Annotated in this window: 22 protein-coding genes and 1 pseudogene; 17 read left to right on the top strand and 6 right to left on the bottom strand. The window is 53.0% G+C overall.

Translation table 11 applies throughout. The features are described from left to right. Nucleotides 1-5: 5 nt before the first annotated feature. From KG118_RS01150 to KG118_RS01075, 16 genes are all read left to right on the top strand, one after another. On the top strand, nt 6-230 hold the full coding sequence (locus KG118_RS01150) for a hypothetical protein (RefSeq protein ID WP_007567552.1): 225 nt from the start codon (nt 6-8) through the stop codon (nt 228-230). A gap of 25 nt (nt 231-255) precedes the next feature. Next, a complete protein-coding gene (locus KG118_RS01145) occupies nt 256-1,830 on the top strand; it encodes a hypothetical protein (protein ID WP_007567553.1) in 1,575 nt (524 codons plus the stop codon). A gap of 8 nt (nt 1,831-1,838) precedes the next feature. After that, nucleotides 1,839-3,287, top strand: coding sequence for a toprim domain-containing protein (locus KG118_RS01140; protein WP_007567554.1), 1,449 nt, complete (start codon nt 1,839-1,841; stop codon nt 3,285-3,287). 46 nt (nt 3,288-3,333) lie between these two features. Then, a complete protein-coding gene (locus KG118_RS01135) occupies nt 3,334-4,725 on the top strand; it encodes a toprim domain-containing protein (RefSeq protein WP_007567560.1) in 1,392 nt (463 codons plus the stop codon). Further along, nucleotides 4,722-5,219, top strand: coding sequence for a PH domain-containing protein (locus KG118_RS01130; RefSeq protein ID WP_007567564.1), 498 nt, complete (start codon nt 4,722-4,724; stop codon nt 5,217-5,219). Before KG118_RS01135 ends, KG118_RS01130 begins: the two co-directional genes overlap by 4 nt. Then, on the top strand, nt 5,200-5,895 hold the full coding sequence (locus KG118_RS01125) for a hypothetical protein (protein ID WP_007567566.1): 696 nt from the start codon (nt 5,200-5,202) through the stop codon (nt 5,893-5,895). The genes KG118_RS01130 and KG118_RS01125 overlap by 20 nt, the downstream gene beginning before the upstream one ends. Nucleotides 5,896-5,922: 27 nt before the next feature. Next, nucleotides 5,923-6,606 (top strand): hypothetical protein, encoded by a 684-nt coding sequence (locus KG118_RS01120; protein ID WP_008655035.1) that lies wholly within the window; start codon nt 5,923-5,925, stop codon nt 6,604-6,606. A 16-nt stretch (nt 6,607-6,622) separates the two neighbouring features. Further along, nucleotides 6,623-7,288 (top strand): hypothetical protein, encoded by a 666-nt coding sequence (locus tag KG118_RS01115; protein WP_008655034.1) that lies wholly within the window; start codon nt 6,623-6,625, stop codon nt 7,286-7,288. A gap of 22 nt (nt 7,289-7,310) precedes the next feature. Beyond that, entirely contained in the window at nt 7,311-8,141 is an 831-nt protein-coding gene (locus tag KG118_RS01110) for a M23 family metallopeptidase (RefSeq protein ID WP_008655033.1), read from the top strand. A gap of 23 nt (nt 8,142-8,164) precedes the next feature. After that, complete coding sequence (locus KG118_RS01105) at nt 8,165-8,449, top strand: hypothetical protein (protein ID WP_008655032.1); 285 nt, start codon at nt 8,165-8,167, stop codon at nt 8,447-8,449. 15 nt (nt 8,450-8,464) lie between these two features. Beyond that, on the top strand, nt 8,465-10,273 hold the full coding sequence (locus KG118_RS01100; protein ID WP_008655031.1) for a hypothetical protein: 1,809 nt from the start codon (nt 8,465-8,467) through the stop codon (nt 10,271-10,273). Nucleotides 10,274-10,299: 26 nt separating this feature from the next. Then, nucleotides 10,300-12,639: a zincin-like metallopeptidase domain-containing protein gene (locus KG118_RS01095; protein ID WP_008655030.1), complete on the top strand. Its 2,340-nt coding sequence runs from the start codon at nt 10,300-10,302 to the stop codon at nt 12,637-12,639. Nucleotides 12,640-12,643: 4 nt separating this feature from the next. Continuing rightward, entirely contained in the window at nt 12,644-14,191 is a 1,548-nt protein-coding gene (locus tag KG118_RS01090; RefSeq protein ID WP_008655029.1) for a glucosaminidase domain-containing protein, read from the top strand. A gap of 12 nt (nt 14,192-14,203) precedes the next feature. Then, nucleotides 14,204-14,380: a hypothetical protein gene (locus KG118_RS01085; protein ID WP_008655028.1), complete on the top strand. Its 177-nt coding sequence runs from the start codon at nt 14,204-14,206 to the stop codon at nt 14,378-14,380. 78 nt (nt 14,381-14,458) lie between these two features. Next, nucleotides 14,459-15,067: a hypothetical protein gene (locus KG118_RS01080; protein ID WP_008655026.1), complete on the top strand. Its 609-nt coding sequence runs from the start codon at nt 14,459-14,461 to the stop codon at nt 15,065-15,067. A gap of 5 nt (nt 15,068-15,072) precedes the next feature. Next, complete coding sequence (locus tag KG118_RS01075) at nt 15,073-16,758, top strand: zincin-like metallopeptidase domain-containing protein (protein ID WP_008655024.1); 1,686 nt, start codon at nt 15,073-15,075, stop codon at nt 16,756-16,758. A 103-nt stretch (nt 16,759-16,861) separates the two neighbouring features. Here KG118_RS01075 and KG118_RS01070 read toward each other — a convergent pair whose 3' ends face one another. Beyond that, nucleotides 16,862-17,230: a hypothetical protein gene (locus KG118_RS01070; protein ID WP_008655022.1), complete on the bottom strand. Its 369-nt coding sequence runs from the start codon at nt 17,228-17,230 to the stop codon at nt 16,862-16,864. Between the two features lie 94 nt (nt 17,231-17,324). Here KG118_RS01070 and KG118_RS17640 point away from each other — a divergent pair. After that, a pseudogene (locus KG118_RS17640) lies at nt 17,325-17,423 on the top strand (IS982 family transposase); the annotation flags it as partial. A gap of 147 nt (nt 17,424-17,570) precedes the next feature. On the opposite strand, the gene KG118_RS01065 reads toward KG118_RS17640, so the two are convergent. From KG118_RS01065 to KG118_RS01045, 5 genes are all read right to left on the bottom strand, one after another. Continuing rightward, nucleotides 17,571-17,855, bottom strand: a complete 285-nt coding sequence (locus tag KG118_RS01065; protein WP_008655007.1) for a hypothetical protein — start codon at nt 17,853-17,855, stop codon at nt 17,571-17,573. A gap of 12 nt (nt 17,856-17,867) precedes the next feature. Continuing rightward, nucleotides 17,868-18,062 carry a hypothetical protein gene (locus KG118_RS01060; protein WP_008655004.1) on the bottom strand — a complete coding sequence of 65 codons (195 nt, stop codon included), beginning with the start codon at nt 18,060-18,062 and terminating at the stop codon, nt 17,868-17,870. Further along, nucleotides 18,059-18,412, bottom strand: a complete 354-nt coding sequence (locus KG118_RS01055; RefSeq protein WP_008655002.1) for a hypothetical protein — start codon at nt 18,410-18,412, stop codon at nt 18,059-18,061. The genes KG118_RS01060 and KG118_RS01055 overlap by 4 nt, the downstream gene beginning before the upstream one ends. Nucleotides 18,413-18,928: 516 nt before the next feature. Further along, nucleotides 18,929-20,194 carry a PcfJ domain-containing protein gene (locus KG118_RS01050; RefSeq protein WP_008654999.1) on the bottom strand — a complete coding sequence of 422 codons (1,266 nt, stop codon included), beginning with the start codon at nt 20,192-20,194 and terminating at the stop codon, nt 18,929-18,931. A gap of 2 nt (nt 20,195-20,196) precedes the next feature. Next, nucleotides 20,197-20,622, bottom strand: coding sequence for a PcfK-like family protein (locus KG118_RS01045; RefSeq protein WP_008654998.1), 426 nt, complete (start codon nt 20,620-20,622; stop codon nt 20,197-20,199). Nucleotides 20,623-20,625 lie beyond the last annotated feature (3 nt).

Here is a 20,625-nt window from a genome sequence, read left to right as displayed (position 1 = left end):
CGAATATGGCAGAACACCAATATTATTCCGAAGAGGTACTTATCGAGAAGATGGAGCGCGGCGAATACGGCTGGCTCGACTATGTGAATCATTTCTCGCCCGAATGGCAGGAGGAATATGCCCGCTATTGCAAGGAGCACAGCCTTATGGCGGGCAACGAATCCGCCGCCGAGTTCGTCCACTACAAGGACGAGCAACTGGAGGCGGCGATGGAGAACGGAGATGCATAACGGAAACCCTTTTTAACAACGGATTATGGCGATACGAAAGAATACCAACCCCCGAATGATGGACCTGCAACCCGAAATGCAGGACATATTGAGGCGTAACGGTATGCAGGCCCACGTGGTCAGCGACGGCACGGGCTACCGGCTCGTGGTGCAGGGCCACGATTCGCCGCTGCTGACCTACGACCTTACCGAGCGTCAGATGTTGGCCCTGACGGACTGGGGAACAAACTCGGCCAACAAGAAAGCCTACAACGTGTTCACGAGCATTGTAGGGAAAGACTTTTATATGCCCAAGAACTTCGTCCATGCCCGCAATGCCAACGGTCGTGTCGCTATGGGGCTGCACGGCTACCGTATCGGTATCGGCGAATACGGGCATGTGGGACGGTTGGGTATGCCGCCCCCGTTTCTCGGCTGGACGCCACGCCACCAGTGGGGCTTCCATCTGCGGCGGGTCGGCGGCCAACTGTTCTATCCGGGACCGCCCGTTGTCCCTGAACGGTGGGACGGACGCATGAAGCCGGGCGAATTGCAGTCGGGCGGCTACGGCTTCTATTACAAATACAAGGCCGGACAACCGGTGCAACCGGCACAACAGGCCGACGTCCTGCAAAACCTGCAGACGGTCATCACGCCGCTGGTCAGCCGTCCGCGCAGCACGGAACCGGCCCGTACCTACAAGGAACTGATAAGCTCTCCTGTCTATTTTTCCAACGAGAAATGGCAGGAATGTCTTGCCTCCCACGGCCTTATCGTCGATAAGGAGGCACGGACACTGACCGTACAGTCCGAAAAGGTGACCGCCGATCTGGTCTATGACCTGACGGAAGAAGAAACGGCCGTCCTGACCTCCAACTCCATCGAGGAACAACCGGTCGAGAAGCGGCTGGAAGTCCTGAACGGGGTTATCGGGGCGGATTTTGCCGACAAGGTAACGATGGCGGACCTCGACAGCAAACAACGTATCGCCCTTGGTCTGCACCCCGAAGTACAGGAGGAACTGACGCAGCGTCAGCAACAGGAGCAGGAAATCCTCTCCCCACTGGAAAACCAGCTCCGGCAGGAGATGCCGTATGGTGCGGCTGCTTCCGTCGATGGACGGGATATTTCCGTCCTTGACGAGCGCAAGGGCTGGTACCGAGAAGAACGGCACGGCAGGGAGGTCGAGGTCGGCGAGATAGCCGTACACCCGTCCCCCATAGAGGGCAAGTACAAGATGACGGCCGTCATCGACGGGCAGGTCATCAGCCACGAGATCAGCCAGAAGGATTACGACAAATTCCTTGCGGTCGATGACTACCACCGCATGAAAATCTTTTCGAAAATATTCAGCGAGGTGGACATGAAGATGCGGCCGGAAGCACAGCGCGGTCTCGGCGTGAAGATTTTCGCCGCCCTTGCGGCAGGAACGGTCGTCACGGCGGGTGTCGTCCACGGCCTGCGGCATCATCATCACGGTCCGGAGTTCTACGGTGAGCGTTTCGGAGGCGAGCCGCGTCCGTATTTCAAGCCCGGTGTCGATACGCCGAGGGACGTGGCTATACGCAATTTCGAGGCACAGATGAATCAGGATATTAACGATATGAGAAGAGGGAGATAAAGACAATTATGAGAGAAGGAGACCTTACCTACGACGACTTCCTGCAAAGGCTGAACATTCAGGACGTGCTGATTGACGCGGGCTACCACCTGAACCGGCGCGACGGCCTGCGCTATCCCTCGTATGTCCGTCTGGACAGCGAGGGACGGCGTATCCGTGGCGACAAGTTCATCGTGACGCAACAGGGAAAGTGCTGCTTCCAAGCACAGCAGCAGAAAGTCTATAACATCATCTCGTTCATCAAGGCGCACCCGCAGTTTTTCGCTGAATACCGTGCGGGCATGTCTCCCGACCGACTGGTGAACCTCGTGTGCAACCGGCTGCTGAACCATCCCATCGAGGACCGGACAACGCGGATTATACAGCCCAAGCGGGACATCCGCCCGTTCGACATCGCGAACTACGACCTGTACAAGTTCAACCCGCAGGACCGGGAGACACAGAAGAAGTTCTATCCTTATTTCAAGAGCCGGGGTATCGACCTCTACACCCAGTACGCCTTCCACCGCCACTTCTGTCTGGCGACGAAACACCGTGAGGACGGTGCGGCATACACCAATCTCGCTTTTCCGCTGACCTTGCCCAAAGGCGACGGCACGGTCGTGGGCTTCGAGGAACGGGGACGTGCAAGAATGGACGGAAGCGGCAGCTACAAAGGCAAGGCCGAGGGCAGCAATTCGAGCGAGGGGCTGTGGATTGCCAGCCCTGCCCAAACCCCACTTGCGGAAGCTAAGCGTATCTATTGGTTCGAGAGTGCCTACGACGCGATGGCTTATTACCAGCTTAACCAGAAATGGGACAAGGAACTGCGAAAGGGAGTGTTCGTTTCTACCGGCGGGGCACCGAGCCAACAGCAGTTCAAAGCCATGATAAAGGCCACTCCACGCGCTTACCACCATCTCTGCTTCGACCAGGACCGTGCCGGACAGATCTTCGCCATCAACTTCGCGCTCACCCAGGCGGGCAAGACATTCACCAGCAACGTGACGAAAGACGACAAACTGCTGGTCCGTATCAGTGGCGAGGAGAACCAGAACTACGAAATAAAACTCGAACCCTTCGACTTTCACAGGATAATCGGCACGCTTTTACGTCCCAAAGAAATCTATCGGGAAGATGGTACGCTCGACTATCGGACAATCGGCGACGGATATTTGCAGGAGATGAGCATGGTGTGCCAAGACGAGTACGAGATAGCCCTTGCCGAGGGTTCGGCCAGTGAGGAAACACTGGAGGGCATGAGACAAAATATCATGGCCATAGAGGATGCGATCCGTAATCTTCCCGCTCCCGGCGAGGACAGCACCGACCTTATTGTGTACGAGCCCGCTGAAAAAGGCTATAAGGACTGGAACGAACAGCTCTTGGCAAAGATCAGGCTGCAAGAATCAGTTCACGAAGAGCCGGCCAGAAGAGAAGAACCCGAACAGGAACGGCAAGCACGTTTCCACCGATGACAACGCAGTACCCCCTACATGAAACAACAAAAGAAAAGAGAAGACAATGAATGACAAGAAATTGACACATAATGATTTTTTGCAAAGACTCGATATCCGGGATGTACTGCTTGATGCCGGGTATCGCCAGAACCGACGCTTCGGACTACGCCTCTCCTCGTTTATCCGCACGGACAGTGAGGAAAAGCGTATCCGGGGTGACAAGTTCGTCATAACGCAACAGGGAAAATGCTGTTGCCAACCACCCCGGCAGAAGGAATACAACGTCGTTTCGTTCATCAAGGAGCACCCGGCGTTATTCGCGGAATATTATGAGGGAATAGACCTGAACCGGCTGGTAAACCTCGTGTGCAGCCGCCTGCTGAACATCCCCTTCGAAGAATACGAGGTGCAAACCGTACCGGTCAAGCAAGACCTACGACCATTCGATATAACAGACTACGACCTGCACAGATTCAACCCTCAAGACCATGAGATGCAGGAGATATTCTATCCCTATTTCAAGAACCGGGGTATCGACCTCAGCACGCAGAATGCTTTCCACCGTCATTTCTGCCTGGCAACAAAACACGGCGCAGACGGTGCGGCATACACCTGTCTCGCTTTTCCACTGACCTTGCCCAAAGAGGGCGGTACGGTCGTGGGTTTCGAGGAACGGGAACGTATGAGAATGGACGGATGCGATAGCTATAAAGGCAAGAGCGAGGAAAGCAATGAGAGCGAAGGGTTGTGGATTGCAAGTCCTGCCGGAACACCTCTTGCCGAGGCCAAACATATCTACTGGTTCGGGAGTACCTATGACGCGATGGCCTATTACCAACTCCATCAGGCGAAGAACAAGGATTTGAGAAAGGCGGTCTTTATCTCAACGGGCGGCAAGCCTATCGGGAAACAGATGAGAGAGATACTTGATCTTACCATCCCTGCCCGGCAACATATCTGTTTCGATAATACCCGGAAAGGGTCGAATCTCACATGGGATTTGCAAAAGGAGATATGCCGCTCAGTACGTTTTGCCATAGAGGAAACGCCGGAGAGGAAACCCTATCTCGATTCCATACCGGACGGCGGGGATTTGACAGACGGAGAATTTTACCTATTGCCCAAGGGTGGTTTGCAAGAAATCTGCATACGGTTCGACGCCGAATCGGAAGAAGCGGAGTCGATGCGTTCGAGCGGGTTGTGTGCCCCGGAAGACGTGCAGGACCAGATAGATACCACGAACAAGTGCTACCGGGAATATCGAGAGAAACTACGGGAGTTCCTTGGTATTGACAGGGAGCATGATGTCTCCATTACCTGGGAAAGTCCGGATTATCGCCATACGAGCTGGAACGAACAGCTTTTGGCTGAACAGAAACGTGAAGAGACTGTCGGGCAGGAGTCGGAAAAAGAAGAAAACGCCGGGCAGGAACGACAGATACACTTTCGCCGATGACCATGCCATATACCATACAAGATGTCCGGAACATTATCCTGCGCCCGCACGCCGGGCAATTCGTCATCGACGAACTGCCATTGATATTCATGTGCATGGCGGGACTGGTGTACGGCGGCATGGAAGGTATGCCGCTTGGCGGTATGGCGACGGTCATTGCCTTGTTTCTGTTCCTCGTGCTGCTGTATCGTTTCATTTGCCTGCGCCGGATATGTTACCGGGTCGGCAACGAACAGCTTGTCTGCGAGCGGGGACTTTTCTGCCGCAGGGTGGACTACATGGAACTGTACCGTATCGTGGACTTTCAGGAACACCAGAGCCTCCTGCAACAGCTTTGCGGTCTGAAAACGGTCGTTATCCTTTCGACGGACCGGAACAGCCCGAAGCTCGACCTTATCGGTATCCGGCGCGGAAACGACATCGTGGCGATTATCCGTGAACGTGTGGAAATCAATAAACGAAAAAAGGGAATCTATGAGATTACGAATCATTAGCATATGGGTGGTCTTTGTGCTTGCCGGTCTGCTTCCGCAATTGGCCAAGGCGCAGGTTGCCGCTTCGAACCCGTTGGAATGGGCAGCCTTGGCCGAGGGAAACGAACTGATAAACGGCCAGATAGACAAACAAATCAAAGGGCAGACACAGACCGCCCTGATGCAGAACAGTATCGCAGCGGAGTTCAACCGCATACATGAGTGGGAAAAGCAGTACAACAGTTACCTCAAGACGGCGAACGGTTATGCTTCGTCGCTGAAAGCCTGTACCCACCTCTATAACGACGGCGTGCGGATTTTCCTCACGCTGGGAAAACTGGGCAAAGCCATCGGGGACAACCCGCAGGGCATCGTCGCCAGCATGAACATGAACAACCTCTATATCGAGACGGCGACGGAGCTGGTTTCCGTGTTCACGTTGCTGAACGACGCCGTGGCCAAAGGCGGCACGGAAAACATGCTCACGGGGGCGGAACGGAGCAAAACCCTGTGGGCTTTGAACGACCAGCTCGCGGCATTCAGCCGGAAACTGCATCTGCTCTATTTGAGCCTGCGCTATTATACCCTGAACGACGTGTGGAACAACATAACGGCGGGTATGATAGACCGCAGCAACGGCGAGGTGGCCCGTCTGGCCATGTCCCGCTGGCGCAGGGCGGCAGCCATCGCCCGTTGAAAAAAGGATAATAAAAAACGAAGAACGATGAAGCGGATAATCTCGATATGGATTCTGTTGCTGTGCGCCGGTATCTCGAAGGTACAGGCGCAGAACGATGCGACCCTTGCGGGAATGATTCTGGTTTATACCAACAAGGCCGAGAAGGAACTGAAAAACCAAGAGAAGGTCATGCTGATGCAAACTACAGGGCATGTGTGGACGAAGGAAGAAGTGGAAGGCACGACGGACTTGCAACGGGAGTTCAACAATTACCTGAACTCGTTCCGCTCGATTGTCTGCTATGCGGCTCAGATTTACGGTTTTTACCATGAAATATCGCAGCTTACAGACAACATGGGCGACTTCACCAAACAATTGAGCAGACATTCGACGGGTGCATTGGCCGTCGCCCTCTCCACGCGGCGCAACCAGATTTACCGGGAGATGATATTGAACAGCGTGGAAATCGTGAACGATATACGCACGGCCTGCCTCTCGGACAACAAGATGACGGAAAGGGAACGTATGGAGATCGTGTTCGGCATACGTCCGAAACTCCGGTCGATGAACCGGACGCTGCAGCGACTGACCAAGGCAGTGAAATACACCACGATGGGCGACATCTGGCGGGAAATCGACGAGGGCGCACGCCCTGTCGCGGACAAGTACGACATCGTGAAAGCCGCCCAAAGACGCTGGCGGCAAATTGGAAGAAATGTAAGACCCTAAAAAAAAGAATAAAAATATGGGAGCTTGGGATACGATATTGAAATACGGCGGAAAGGCCATGAAAGGCATGGGCAAGGCCGCCAATGCGACGGGGAAAAGTGCCGGTCATGCGGTACTGCATCCCTCGCAGACCCTTCGGGGAGCCGGGCAGGCGGTCAAAACGGCTACCGCCGGAGCTGCCGTCGGTTATGTGGGTTGGGAAAAACTGACCACCGACAAAAGTGTCGCACGGATCGTCAGTGAGGCCGTAGTCGGCAAATCCGCCACGGATGCCCTTGCAGGTACGACCGAAGACATGAAGGAACTGAAAGACAAAGCCGGAGAGACGGTCTCTGCCATAGGTGAGGCTGTGGGAGGCGCGGACTCGAAACTGAACGGGGTATCGAACTTCCTGCGGGAAGCCTCCGGCGGTGGGTTGTTCAACATGCTCAGCGGCTTTTTGCGAAACCTCGGAGGGGGCAATGTGTCGGGATTGAACATTGCAGGACTTATCGCAGCAGCGTACCTCGTGTTCGGACGTTTCGGCTGGCTGGGTAAAATCGCCGGTCTGTTTCTGGGCATGATGCTTATCGGCAACAATGCGGGCGTTGTCCGCACGGTTCCCTCGGAAACGGTATCGAGGACACAGACGCCGACACTCTCTCCGGAGGAACAAACGCAAAGCGGAGGAATGAGAAGATAGAAACACGAAAATATATATCACAATGAAATATACGGAAGAAATGATTCTGCACTCCGACAGCGGCTATTGTATGCCGTTCGAGGAGCCGCAGGGGAAAGATGTGGAGATGTCGCTCGGCTACGGCGAACAGGTACACCCGGCAACGGGAGAAAAGTTCTTTCATCACGGAATAGACTTCAACGTGAGGTGTTACATGCTGTCAGCCGTGGCCAGCGGCATCGTGTCAGGTGTGGGCAACGACCCGGTACATGGCATTTGCCAGACGGTCCGTTACGGCGGGTACGAGGTGACATACGGTCATCTGTCGAATGTATTCGCCCAATTCGGACAGCGGGTGAAAGCCGGACAAACGGTGGCTTTGAGCGGCGAACTGCTGCATATAGAAGTCAAATTCAAGGGCGAGGAACTGAACCCAATAGAGTTCCTGACCATGTTGTACGGCAACATCAAGGCTTTGCAGGAAGCCGACGGCAATGGTGCGGCGTCTTTTTACGATGCGGAAACAAGAGTAAAAAACGACTACGAGAAGGATCAAAGGGAAATAGAAGAGCTGATGCTCCGCTTTCTGCCACTTTACATGGAGGATTTACAGCGGGGAGCGTACACGGTGCCCGCACATACGGAGCAGTCGCTGCGCCACATCTTTACAATGGGAGCTGCGAAGGAGTATTTCTATGAGAAGATGCCGAGCATGTACAACCCGCTGGGACTGGGGCGCAAAGCCATGCCGCTGGCCTGCAAGGTACAGAACCTGCTGATAGCGGATTTCCTGAACTACCTTGCCCTGCGGCATGATGTGTACCTTTCCGCAACAGGCGGCGAGGTAAAAAAAAACTTCATGACGAAGCCGTAGCGGGCAGCGGACTCATTGATCTGTTGGCGGAACTGGACATCGACATCCAGAGCTTCGACATACCGAGAATCGTCTCCGTCTATCCCGACCGTGCCGGAGTCCGCTGGTGGACGAAGGCATGGTTCAACAACCGGGAGGAAGGGGAAGCCTCGGTAGAAATCGAGCGGGAACAGGCGATACGTTTCATTCACGACAATATCGAAAAGGACACGTGGCTCGAAGAGTTTTTCCCCAAGCAAATGGAGGTGTACCATAACGCTATCGAGCAGACGAAGGAACAACTGTTGAAACAAATAAACATGATATAGAAAGACATTGATTATATGGACGGAATCAAACATAGCAGAAGGTTTGCGGAGTTGGAGGCCCTGATGGGCAGTTATTTCCGCCATCATCTTGTCCCCGTCATGACGCAGACGCAATCCTACCTGACCGAAAAACAGGGCGAGGAAATGAAAGCGTATTCGACCTCCCTGGGCGGCATACTCGGCATGATGGCGTCAGCGGGGCAACCGCTCGCCGACCCGTACCAGACTCTCAAGGTTACGGGAGAGTGGAACTCCAAGACGACCGAGGACTACATCGGGATGTGCAAGGACAGGATTCTCTCGTCGGAGGAGATGCAGCACGACCTCGCCTACATGGCCGGACAGTGGCGCGATGTCGTTGTGAAGGAAGTCGGACGCGAGCGTTACGATAAACTGTCGCAGGAATTGGGCTGCGACCTCGCCTATGCCTTCGTGGACTATCGTGTAGAGCAACTGATGATAGACCAACTGGTCAAGGAACGTATGCCCAAATCCTCGGCGGACTACATCATCCGTAAGGCGGCAGAATCGAGCCTGCTGGGATTGCCACAGGCTTTGGGGCGCTCGCCGCTGGCCGAAGAGATAGAAAAACGCGGAGAGGTTGCCTACCGGCCGAGCAAGTTGGAGAAAGGTGCGGGCTGGGTGTTGGGGGCTTCGGCCGATACGGTCATGTTGGGCGGTACGGGTTCGTGGACGGCCGTTGCACGGTTCATCGGTGCGGATACGGCAATCTCAGCCGTTGCCGACCATTTCGGGAAGGAGGAAACGCAGCCGCTCTCTGCAGAGGAGTGTATCAGCAAGGGCGTGTTCGGCAGCGACAGCAACGTGTTCGACAGCTTCCGCAAAGAGGCGGCAAGCATACCGGGCAAAGAAAACACGGCTCTTGCCGCAGCCAACGGAAAGTTGCAAAAGAAGATACCGATTGTAACATTCGATTTTATGGACTGGTGGAAAACAGACAATAGAAATATGCCGTGGCGGGAAGAAACCGCCGAGGAGGAACGGAAACGGGTGGAACGGTATAAAGACGTGCCGATGGTTGTCGCTCCCGGACAAGAGGAAGCCTACCTGCAAGATATGGAAAGACGGAAAGCCGAAACGGAGGAACAGACGGAATCGAAACCCAAACAAAGGGAAAAAGAGGAAAAGGAAGTGTCGACTTCCGCCGTCTCTGCGGGGGAAGGGATGCGGCAGGAACAGGCAGGTCAGGGAACACAGACCATACAGACCAACGAGAACGGCTGGGACGAGCTGGTCCGCTCGCTCGGACTGGACGGCATAGGCGATGTCGCGGGTAATCTGGGCTATATACTGGCCATGCTGCCCGACATCCTGCTGGGCGTGTTTACAGGTAGGACACAATCGCTGGGCCTGAAAGACAACCTGCTGCCGATAGCGAGTATAGTGGCAGGTATGTTCGTCAAGAATCCGATGTTGAAGATGCTGCTTATCGGCTTGGGTGGCGCGAACCTGCTGAACAAGGCGGGACACGAGGTGCTGGGAAAAGAACGGACGGAGGGAAACAGAAATGCAGCCACGACCGGTAGAGAGGTACAGTACAGACGCTATCCCGACGAGCCGCTGAATCCGCGTATCGTGAACCCGGCACTACAAGGCTGCACGCTGGTTGCCACGATAGACCGTGTGCCCTGTACGGTGCAGCTCACCCCCGCTATGGCCGACGCTTACCGTGCAGGAGCCTTGCCGCTGAACACGCTGGCCAATGCCGTGCTCGCCCAAAGCGACAAGCTCCGCCAGATGGCTTCGCAGAACTATGACAACGGACAGCAGGAAACCATCGTGCGGACACGGGGCATTCAATAATCCTGTAACCGAAAAAATATGGGAATATGAAAGAAAAATCGCAAATAGAAAAGAATGCCGAGGAGCGTCAGATAGAGCTGCTCTCCACGGCTTTGAACGAAGCGTCGAATGCCGGGGGACACTGGCTCAACGCTACGGGCAAGGGCTTTCCGAAATTTTATCCGAAAGGTGTTGCCGTCAGCCCGTTCAACGGCCTGTTCATGGCCTTGCATTCGGACCGGAACGGGTGCAAGACCAACCTGTTCACCCTTTACAGCGATGCCAAGGCACGCGGCACATCGGTACGCGAGCACGAGCAAGGCGTTCCGTTCCTGTTCTACAACTGGAACAAGTACGTCCACCGCAACAATCCGGAGGACATCATCAGCCGGGACGCTTATCTGAAACTGGACGAGGAGGTGCAGAAACAGTACAAGGGCATACATAACAGGGAGATCCGCACACTTTTCAACATCGACCAGACGACACTGCCCTACGTGGATAAGGAGACTTACGATGCGGTATTGCAGAAAGACGGTAGTGCCGTGGAGCGTGGCTACTCCGAAACCGATGAACGGAGACTGCATATCCGCTTCAACGACTTCCTGCTGAAAATGCGGGACAATCTCGTGCCCGTGCGTTCGGACGGCAGCGGAATGCCCCATTACGAGACGGACCGCGATGCGGTCTATATGCCGCGCCAACGGAACTTCGAGCATTATAACGACTACGTTCAGGAAGCCTTGCGGCAAATCGTGAGCGCCACGGGGCACCAACAACGGCTGGCCCGTGAAGGCATGGTGATGAAAAACGGCATGGGTCCTTCGGAAGATGCCCTCAAACAGGAACGGCTGATCGTGGAGGTGGCTTCGGGCATCAAAATGCTGGAACTGGGACTGCCTGCCCGTCTGTCCGACAAAAGCCTTGAATTGGTAGACTACTGGAACCGGGAACTTAAAGAGAACCCCAACCTGATGGATGCCCTCGAAAGCGACGTGAACAACGCCCTCGAAGTAATCCACAAGGCGGAACGGGGCGAGAAAATCGAATATGCCACGATGCGTAACCGCCGGCAGACTTCGGATATGCAGGAGCAGTTACCCAAGCATTTCTACGTGGCCGATGAAATCCGGAAACACCCGAACAAGGAGGACAAGACCATTGTCATCGTCATCGATCCGTCCTCGAAATCGGCGGATGTGATACTCCCTGCCGGTGCGTCGCCGGAGGTGGACAACGAAGTGCCGGGCATGAACAAGGCCCGTATCGGCAGGGCTTTGCGAAGGGAAGGTATTGAAAACGTGCGTTTCTTCAATCCCGACGGCGCATGGGGGTACAGGCCCGATGATGCCTATTTCGCCAAGAAACAGGTATCACTGGCCCGACTGAAGAACTGGGCACTGGAGATGCTTTCCACACTGGACGTGACGCCTGCGGTCAAACGGGCGGACGAAATCGGTTTCGACCAGATACAGATGATCCAGGACGACAAGAACCGCTGGGCGCTGTATCTGAAGCCCGAACATCAGAACGGGTACAGTATCTATCCAGACAAGGAGGACGTGAACCGTTTTTTCTCCACGCTCAAACAGGCGATGGACAACATCGACAAGGTACGCATGGAACTGGCGCACAAGTATTATGTACTGGCGGAAACACAGCCAGACCTGAAAGTGGACCTGTTCAGCAGCGGGGCGCAGGACATCGACCTGAACCGGATTCAGCGTGTGTCCGTATTCAAGACCAAACAAGAAGGAACTCTGTGCGTGGCGACCATCGACGGGAAGAAACTGCAGCCCCGGAGCGTCACGCGGCAACAGTGGCAGCGCATGTGGCTGGCTGAGGACCGTGCAGAATATAAACGCCATCTGGCGGCCACGCTTTTTGCCGATGTGCTGCGTAAAGGACAGACGCAGGAAGAGACTGCCGGAAAGAAACAAGGAGAAGAGGATACCCTACAGCAGGATAAGGACAAGCACCCCAAGCAAGCCAATGAGGAATCCCCCAAAACTGCTTCATCCTTGAAAGAGTTGCCCATAAAAGATATACCGGAACAACTGTATGACAAATACAAGAAAATCAAAGAGGAACAACCGGAAGCGGTCGTCCTTTTCAAACATGAGAACAAGTATTACGCTTCCATGTATGATGCGGAGACCATAGCGAACGAGCTGGACATGCCTCCGGCCAAAGAACGCATTCCGTATGATGCGGACAAAATCATATTGGTATTTGAACACAGCAATGAGGAAACAAGGCAGCAAATCCATGCGCTGCGGGCATACGTGATGGATTGTGACGGTATGTCCAAGGCGCAGCAAAACGAGCCTGCAGAGGCAACTGACGAACAGAACGAGAACGAACAACGTCCAACCATGAGGAGGTAAAGATATGGCAAACAAGAATCAAGAATATACGGAACAATACGCAGATTATGCGATGGCACAGATGCGGAGGTACGGCATTCCGGCCTCCGTGACGCTGGCACAGGGCATACTGGAAAGTTCCAACGGGCAGAGCCGTTTGGCCGTGAATGAGAACAACCATTTCGGCATCAAGGCCACGCCCGAATGGATTGCCGAAGGTGGCCGGTACGGTCTGTATTCCGATGACAAGCCGAACGAGAAGTTTTGCAGCTACGACAGCGTGGGCGATTCGTATGAGCACCACTCACGCTTCCTGAAAGAGAACAGCCGCTATGCCCGCTGTTTCTCGCTCTCGCCCGATGACTACAAGGGCTGGACACAGGGCCTCGAAAAGGCGGGCTATGCCACGGGCGGGCATTATGCCGACAGCCTGCAACGTATCATCGAACAGAACGGGCTGCAAAAGTACGACCGGCAGGTCATGCAGGAAATGGAGACGCAGGGAAAGCGGTTCGGCGTGGAAGAGAACCCGCTCCGTGAGGTCGGAAATACAGTGGACTATTCGTTTCCGGTGGAGCGGAAAGAGTTTCTTTTCGTCACCTCGCCATTCGGTATGCGGCAAGATCCGGCAGACGGCAAGGAACGTATGCACACGGGTATCGACATCCGGTGCGACGGCGATACGGTCCTGGCCACGGAAAAAGACGGCAAGGTCGTCGCTGTCAAAGACAAAGGCCATGCACCCGGTAACAAATCGCTGACCGTGGAATACACCCGTCCGGACGGCAGCAAGGTACAGTGTACCTACATGCACCTCGGCGAAGTTTCCGTAAAGGCAGGCGATACGGTACAGGCAGGCCAGAAGCTCGGCCGTTCCGGTAACACGGGGACACGGACGACCGGGAAGCACCTGCACTTCGGTGTCCGGCAGATTTATGCGGACGGCACGCAGCGGGACGTCGATCCGGCAGCGTATCTGGCTGAAATCGCACAAAAGGGCCACATCAAACAGCAGGTACTACATAACGGCAACGACCTGCTCGCCCGATATAAGGGAACAGAAGAGAATGCCACCGGCAAAAGCCTTTCGCCCGATGCGTGGATGAAAAAACTGCTCTCCTCGGAGGATAGCGGCGTGGGATTGTCGGGGTGCAGTGATCCTGTCGTGGAAATGGCCATGACCGCCTTTACCTCCCTGATGTTACTGGCGACGCAAATCGACAGCAAGAACAAGGAGGAACAAAAGGCAGCCATTTCCGAGGCGATGGACAGCCGGCGTATCGACCTCAAAGCGTTGCTGCCGGGCATGAAAAACTGTGACCTCACAGTCGGGGAAAACGGGCGAGCTGTCCTGCAGGCGGACAACGGCAGCGTTCAGGTATCACGGGAACTGGCCTCTGCCGAGTTAAGCCGCCTGTCGGTGACGCTGAACGACAGTTCTCTTTCGGAGGAAGCCAAACGGCTGCGTGTGACCGGCGTGCTGAACACGGTCATCCTCTCGGAGGCGGCGTCGCAGAACTTTGAACGGGGAATGTCCGAACAACGGGCACAATCGGAAAACCTGAAAAGATAATCCCAAAAAGTCATGATAAAACGCGTGATGATACGACTTTGCGGGTACTTGTCCGGGGTGTCCGTCTGCGCCCTGCATATCCTGTTCTGTTCCCGGCTATTCGGTTGGGTAGCAACACTCGTTATCGTGGGCGTCCAACTGGGTATTGCCGGCTGGATTGTCTACATGAGAATACGTGCTCCCGATTAGGAAACGCTTTCAACCTGTTCAACTTCAAGACACCCCGCTTTGTCCGGTGGACTATGTATCACTAAAAGACAAAATAAAATGATTAAATGCAATATTACGGCGTGCGGCACCATCGGCCGCGACGCTTCGATGCGCACGACCAAAGAAGAGAAAACATTCCTGACCTTTCCGCTCCGCGTCGTGCTCCAAGGCAAGGACGGTCGGAACGAAACGGTCGAGATCAGTGTCAGCAAGGAGGGCGGTCAGAAGAAGGTATCCGGCTATCGAAACGGATTGCGTGTCGAGGTTGCGGGGACGCTGTTCCTGAAACGCCGGGGCGAAAAGCTCTATTTCAACCTCTTTGCCGACCGTATCGGCCCGGCGGCGGACATCGCGGATTCCATCAAGGGCGAACTGTCGTTCCGGGGCAAGGTGGGCAAGAACATCGAGGAACGGAAGGACAAAAAGGATAAGTCCTACACGATGTTCTCTGCATTCAGCACCGAAAAGGTCGATGAGAATTTCGAGTACCAGTGGGTGCGTTTCTTCTGCTTCGACAGGCAACGTGAAGAGTGGCTGCAACCGGGCGTCAAGGTAGAAGCCAAGGGCGAAATGACGGTCTCGGTACATAACGGGAAGCCGGACATCTCCTGCCGGGTGGAAGAACTGGCGCAATATATTCCCGAATCGGATAACTTCAATCAGTAGCAGTCATGGCCGGTTATAGAAAGCGAAATACGGAGGGGCCGAGCAGCGAGGACAAGGCGCTGGACCTCTTTGCCGAGATGATGATCGAGAAAATCGAAAGCATCCACAAGGACTGGCATAAGCCGTGGTTTACCGAGGGGGCACTGCAATGGCCGCGTAACCTTTCCGGGCGGGAGTACAACGGTATGAACGCCCTTATGTTACTGTTGCATTGTGAGAATGAGGGGTACAAGATTCCGCGCTTCTGCACCTTTGACTGCGTGCAGCGGCTCAACAAGCCCGGCAAGGACGGGCAGGAATTACCCCGTGTATCTGTACTGCGCGGCGAGAAATCGTTTCCCGTCATGCTGACCACATTCACCTGCATACATAAGGAAACAAAGGAGAAAATCAAGTACGACGACTACAAGAAACTCTCCGACGAAGAGAAGGCGCAATACAATGTCTATCCGAAAATGCAGGTGTTCCGGGTGTTCAATGTCGCCCAGACCAACCTGCAGGAGGCTCGACCGGAGTTATGGGAGCAGTTGGAAAGAGAGAACGGGAAAAGGGTCGAAAACGGCGAACATTTCAGTTTTGGGCCTGTCGATGCGATGATAAAGGACAACCTTTGGATTTGTCCCATCAAACCGACGCACCAAAACGAAGCATACTACTCAATCACAAAGAACGAGATTGTCGTACCCGAAAAGGAGCAGTTCAGAGACGGGGAATCTTTCTACGGAACGCTGTTCCATGAGATGGTCCATTCCACGGGTGCCGAAGGTGTGCTTGACCGACTCCAACCTACCTCTTTCGGTTCGAAAGAGTATGCCCGCGAGGAACTGGTGGCCGAACTGGGCAGCGCGTTGGTCGCACAACGCTACGGCATGACCAAGCATATAAAGGAAGACAGTTGCGCATACCTCAAAGGGTGGCTCGATGAGTTGAAAGAATCCCCACAGTTTATCAAGACAACGCTTCTGGACGTGAAAAGAGCTTCGTCAATCGTTACTCAAAAGGTGGATAAGATTGCGCAGGAGTTGGAACAAAATGTTACCGAAGAGCAAGAGGACAAACGCTCTGCCAAGGAACGTATTTTTTATGCTTCGGTGGCCTATCTCCAAACCGCTGACGACACGAAGCAACTGGACGAATTGAAGGACAAAGGCGACTACAAGGGTCTGCTTGCGCTCGCCAAGGAGTATTACGACGGCAACGGCATGGACGAGCAGCATACATACGCTTCTCCCCTCCAGAACCGGGGCGATGACCTGCTGATTGAAGATAAGGACTTTGCCGTGGTGTACAACGGAAGTGTCGGAGGCACATACGACATCATGCTGAAATACACGGAACAGGAGGTGCGGGACCATATCACACGTTACGGCACAGACCGTGCCAGCGATGATGTGAAAGAGGTGGCCAAAGATATGGCGGCGGAACAGTTTGCTGAACTGACACATCAGAGAATGCCGGTATTCGAAATGCCAAACGGAGATATTCTGTATGCAAGGTACAACAGGGACAAGGATACGCTGGACGTGGGTACGGCCACCAATGCAGGGATGGCCGTACAACATCATTACCCTTATGACCACAACATGACGCTGGAGGCCAACCTGCAAGCCGTGAACGAGAAGCTGAACGAGCTTGAAGAATACAGGGAGGAGCTACAAGAGGCGGAATATGGCGGCGGTCTGCGTCGGTAACGGCAGCGTAATATGAAGAATGTGGAGCGATTTCATACTGAAGGCGCTCCACATCCTTATAGTCCCTACCGGTTTTCATTCCGCTACAGACTATATGTTATCATTACGACAGCAGTTTGTCAATCATTGACTGTAACTGCAGCATATCGCAATATTGATTGTTTCCGCCGGTATAATCCTTTGCGTGCCGGGCAGTCCGTATCATGAACGAACCGAGTTCTATCTTTATCCCATCATCCATCCGCACATCCGCAGAATGGTTTATATATACAAACTTACCATTACGTTCAATAAAGCAACTTGTATAATAATGCCCCTTATTCTCGGATACGACCGCCGCATCCACGGCTTCTGCATATTTGGATATTTCACGTAGCAATGCCGTTTGGAAATTACTGTATTCCTTTGAAACATAAGTTTCTGCGTCTGCAAGGACAGAAGATTGCCATTGGGTATAAAAAGTCTGTGTCATATTCTTTCAATTCTAATTCTGTAAATAAATTAGGCACATAGCAATAAAAGTATTGAATTTATAGTATTCAATTAACATTTAAGCAATTACCATGATGTTTTCAGAGACCAAAATTACGGAGATTTATTGTATGACAGATGATTTTTGCAAAGAAATTGCTCAATTTCAGGAAAAATATATGGTTGAAGATAAAGATATTGAATATTCCATGCCCCACTTCCTTTAATATAACTTTATTTCCAACTCCCTTTCTACCATAACAGCATACTGTTTTTGAAAGAAGCCCGCCATTGATGTATGTTTTTCAAAGACGGGCAACTGGCTATATTTTGAATTATACTCACGTTAAATAGCTTTCCCAATTCTCTTTGTCGATAGTTAATTTGTTCATTTCCCAATCGTATTCCACTTCCGGTATATCGGAATAAGGGAAGTGCACGGTATAGCCTATCTGTCCGTAGGAGCAATGCAGCGGTACAACGCAAATTTCCTGACCGCAATAAGACTGTGGCGTACAGTATTTCTTCCAATCAAAACGGCCTGCAACTATATTGCAGCAGAGCAGTTTTAGAGCCATTATGCCTTTCCAACTCTGAAAATCTTTCTTGTAACTTGCTCTTTTCATAATGAATACCATTTAATGAGCCATGTTGTAGTAAATTTCGGGTTCGCTCGATACGTTGTAAATCTGACTCCCGCAACGTACCAATAGGGCGTTTTTTCCGTAGTAAAGCTGCTTCATGCCGGTTATGTTCCCCGTGCGGTGAAAGTTTGGGAAACGGCTTATTCCTGCCTTTTCGGCGTCTCGTGTGTAGAGGGTTTTCGTTCTCATTGCATGGTTGTTTTTAATGTTTCATAAAGTTTTTCTATCATGGCTTCCGCCTGCTCCATATCGCTCACGATGTCTTTGATTCGGTAAGGTGCGCCGTTCTTGCCATGCCCGTCCGTACCAATCCACAGGTAGGCTTCATAGTCGGGGTCGAAGTCTTCGTAATATGTTTCAACTTCCTGTAACAAGCTGTCGGTGTCATTGCCTTTCATCTCAACCGAGAAACTGAAATCCTGCCCGTGAGGTGTGTATTGCTGAAAATCGAACACCACGAGGTTCGGTTTGTCGGTATCGGTTTTAACTTGCCAGCCTAATTGTTCAGCTATGGCGATAATCTGTTCTATTGCTGTCATTGTTCTGTTTTTTTATTTCCCTTTTCTTGAAGCCTTCCGACTTCGCCCAAAGGGTTGATTTTTACGTGCAATTCCCAACGGCGAAAGCAAGAACAGCAGGCAAGGAACGGAGGTTAAAATTTTATGAAATGCCGCAATCTGCGATTGCGGAAAGTTTGCGTCAAATTTTATCCGGAGTAGCGAAGCGGTACTTGACACGCTGTTCGTTCGCCGTACCTTTGCTGCGTAAAAACAGGCCGTGGCGATAGTGGAGATTCCATGAAATGATACGCCCAAGCATACAAAGGGAATGGAGGCAAAGATCTCCGGCCGTTACAACAGGAAACGACGGCAGTATGTGTCTGGGGTATAAAGGGCAAAAAAAACGTCGAACGATTGTCCATCGGACAAAATGTAAGGGAATGGAAAAAGAATTGTCTGTATAACAGAATGTTCGACATGGCCTTTATCGGGAATATGAACAACCACCTGTCCCGATTGGCAGGTGGTTGCCCGATATAACTTCCGCAGCCGGTATCAGGCGGCCATGCGCTTTCGGATAAGGGCGATGTTCTTATGCACGAGGTTCATAATCCGCTTGTGATATTTCGTATTTTTATTACACAGTCCTCTCGACTGCAGCACCTTGAATGTTTCGAGGCTCAATTCTACGGTCTCGACCCTCTTGTCCTCTATCCGTGCGGAGAATACCAGCGTATCCGGTTTGAGGTAATATTCGCACTGTCCCACGCAGTGGTGCAACGCATTACCCTCGTCGTAGTAGGCTTCCACGCTATCCAGTACACGGACGACTATCGTTCCGTCCGTGAACTCCAGACCGAAGAACTTGCCTTTCAACTCCCTAAAACGTGCCTCGTTTTCCCTCGCCCGTTTCATCTGCTCCTTGCGTTTTTCCTGCTCTTGGAGAATACGCACCTTGTTCTGATACTTGTCATGCTCGGCTTTCAAATCGGCGGGGCAAACATAGTGGGCGTTGTGCAAGTCCTTGCCGCATCTGTCGAGCATACGGAGATAATCCACCCATATTCCAATGTCCGTTATCCGATACTTCTGGCGTAACACGATTTTGTAGGACGGCCAACAGAAATCCAAATCCTGCGGGTGGTCGATGAAGTGCTTGAGGTCTCGTTTGCGTCCACTTTTAAGTATTGTCTCCACTCGGCTGTCCGATAGCAGGGCTTTCATCAGCTTTTGCGGGGCGATGTCGGCAAACGACCCTTTCAGCCCGTTGCGCCGTAACTTCGGGATAACCGTGTAGCCCGGACAGACATAACAGTCGGCTATGCGTTGGTACACGTAATTGTCGTTCCGCAGTTCCAATCCCGACCCGTACAGAAAGCTGTCCAAATAACACCCCATTGTCCGTTGCAAGGCTGTCAAAGCGGTTTTCCCGTTCTCGTCCAACCAGTATCTCGCCACTTCGCACACGTCTGTCCATGCGTTCTTGCCTTTGCGGTAACAGACATTCATTCTGAAAATCCGCTGCACCTGAAATCCGTCCTGCGTGGTGATGACAGAAAAATAGCTTTTCTCATCTGTCTTGCGGCAAAGCGTGTCTTTGAGCGTCAGTTTGGCGTGGCAGTTCGGGCAATGGCAACGCTTCGCCTTTGTCTCGTTCCACCTATGACCGCAATCGAGGCAGGTCGTTTGTCCGCTCGGTGTACGAAAAGCGTAATGTCCGACGGTATGCCGGAACGCCCATTCTGCCTGTTTCTCCGTGATAGGCAGCAACCGCCCGTTGGCGGCTACTACCTGATGCTGAAATTTTGTCCGTGCTTTCATGGTCAGAAATCGAAGAGTGAGAGTTCCGTTTGGGTATTCTGTACAGCTTTGGCGGTCGGCTTCGGCCTGCTGTGGCGTTGCTGTATCTTGCGCATTTCTTCCTCCTGATAGGCTTTCAGCGCGTCTTTTCGGGCTTGCGCCTTTTCTTCTTCGGTCAGCTCCACCTTGTGATTGACCACGACGCCACAACTGATAGGTTTGCCCACGTCGATGTTGTCCTCATCATAGTAATGAATGGCGAGCGACCACACCTCGTCGTCGGTCATTCCGCAACAGCCGCTTGCCTTGACTTGATTGAGAATGAATGTGATACAATCGTCCAAGTTTTTGTTTTCTTTGGCATAGGAGACGGCGAAAAGTTCGTCCGTCCGTGCCTTGCCGTCCAAGTATTCCTTGATAGTCCGTTTGAAATGTTCCGTACCTTTCATCGT

Origin of the sequence: Bacteroides propionicigenes (genome assembly GCF_018390535.1) — a bacterium.
GTDB lineage: Bacteria > Bacteroidota > Bacteroidia > Bacteroidales > Bacteroidaceae > Bacteroides > Bacteroides propionicigenes.
This window is presented reverse-complemented; position numbering and strand designations above follow the sequence as displayed.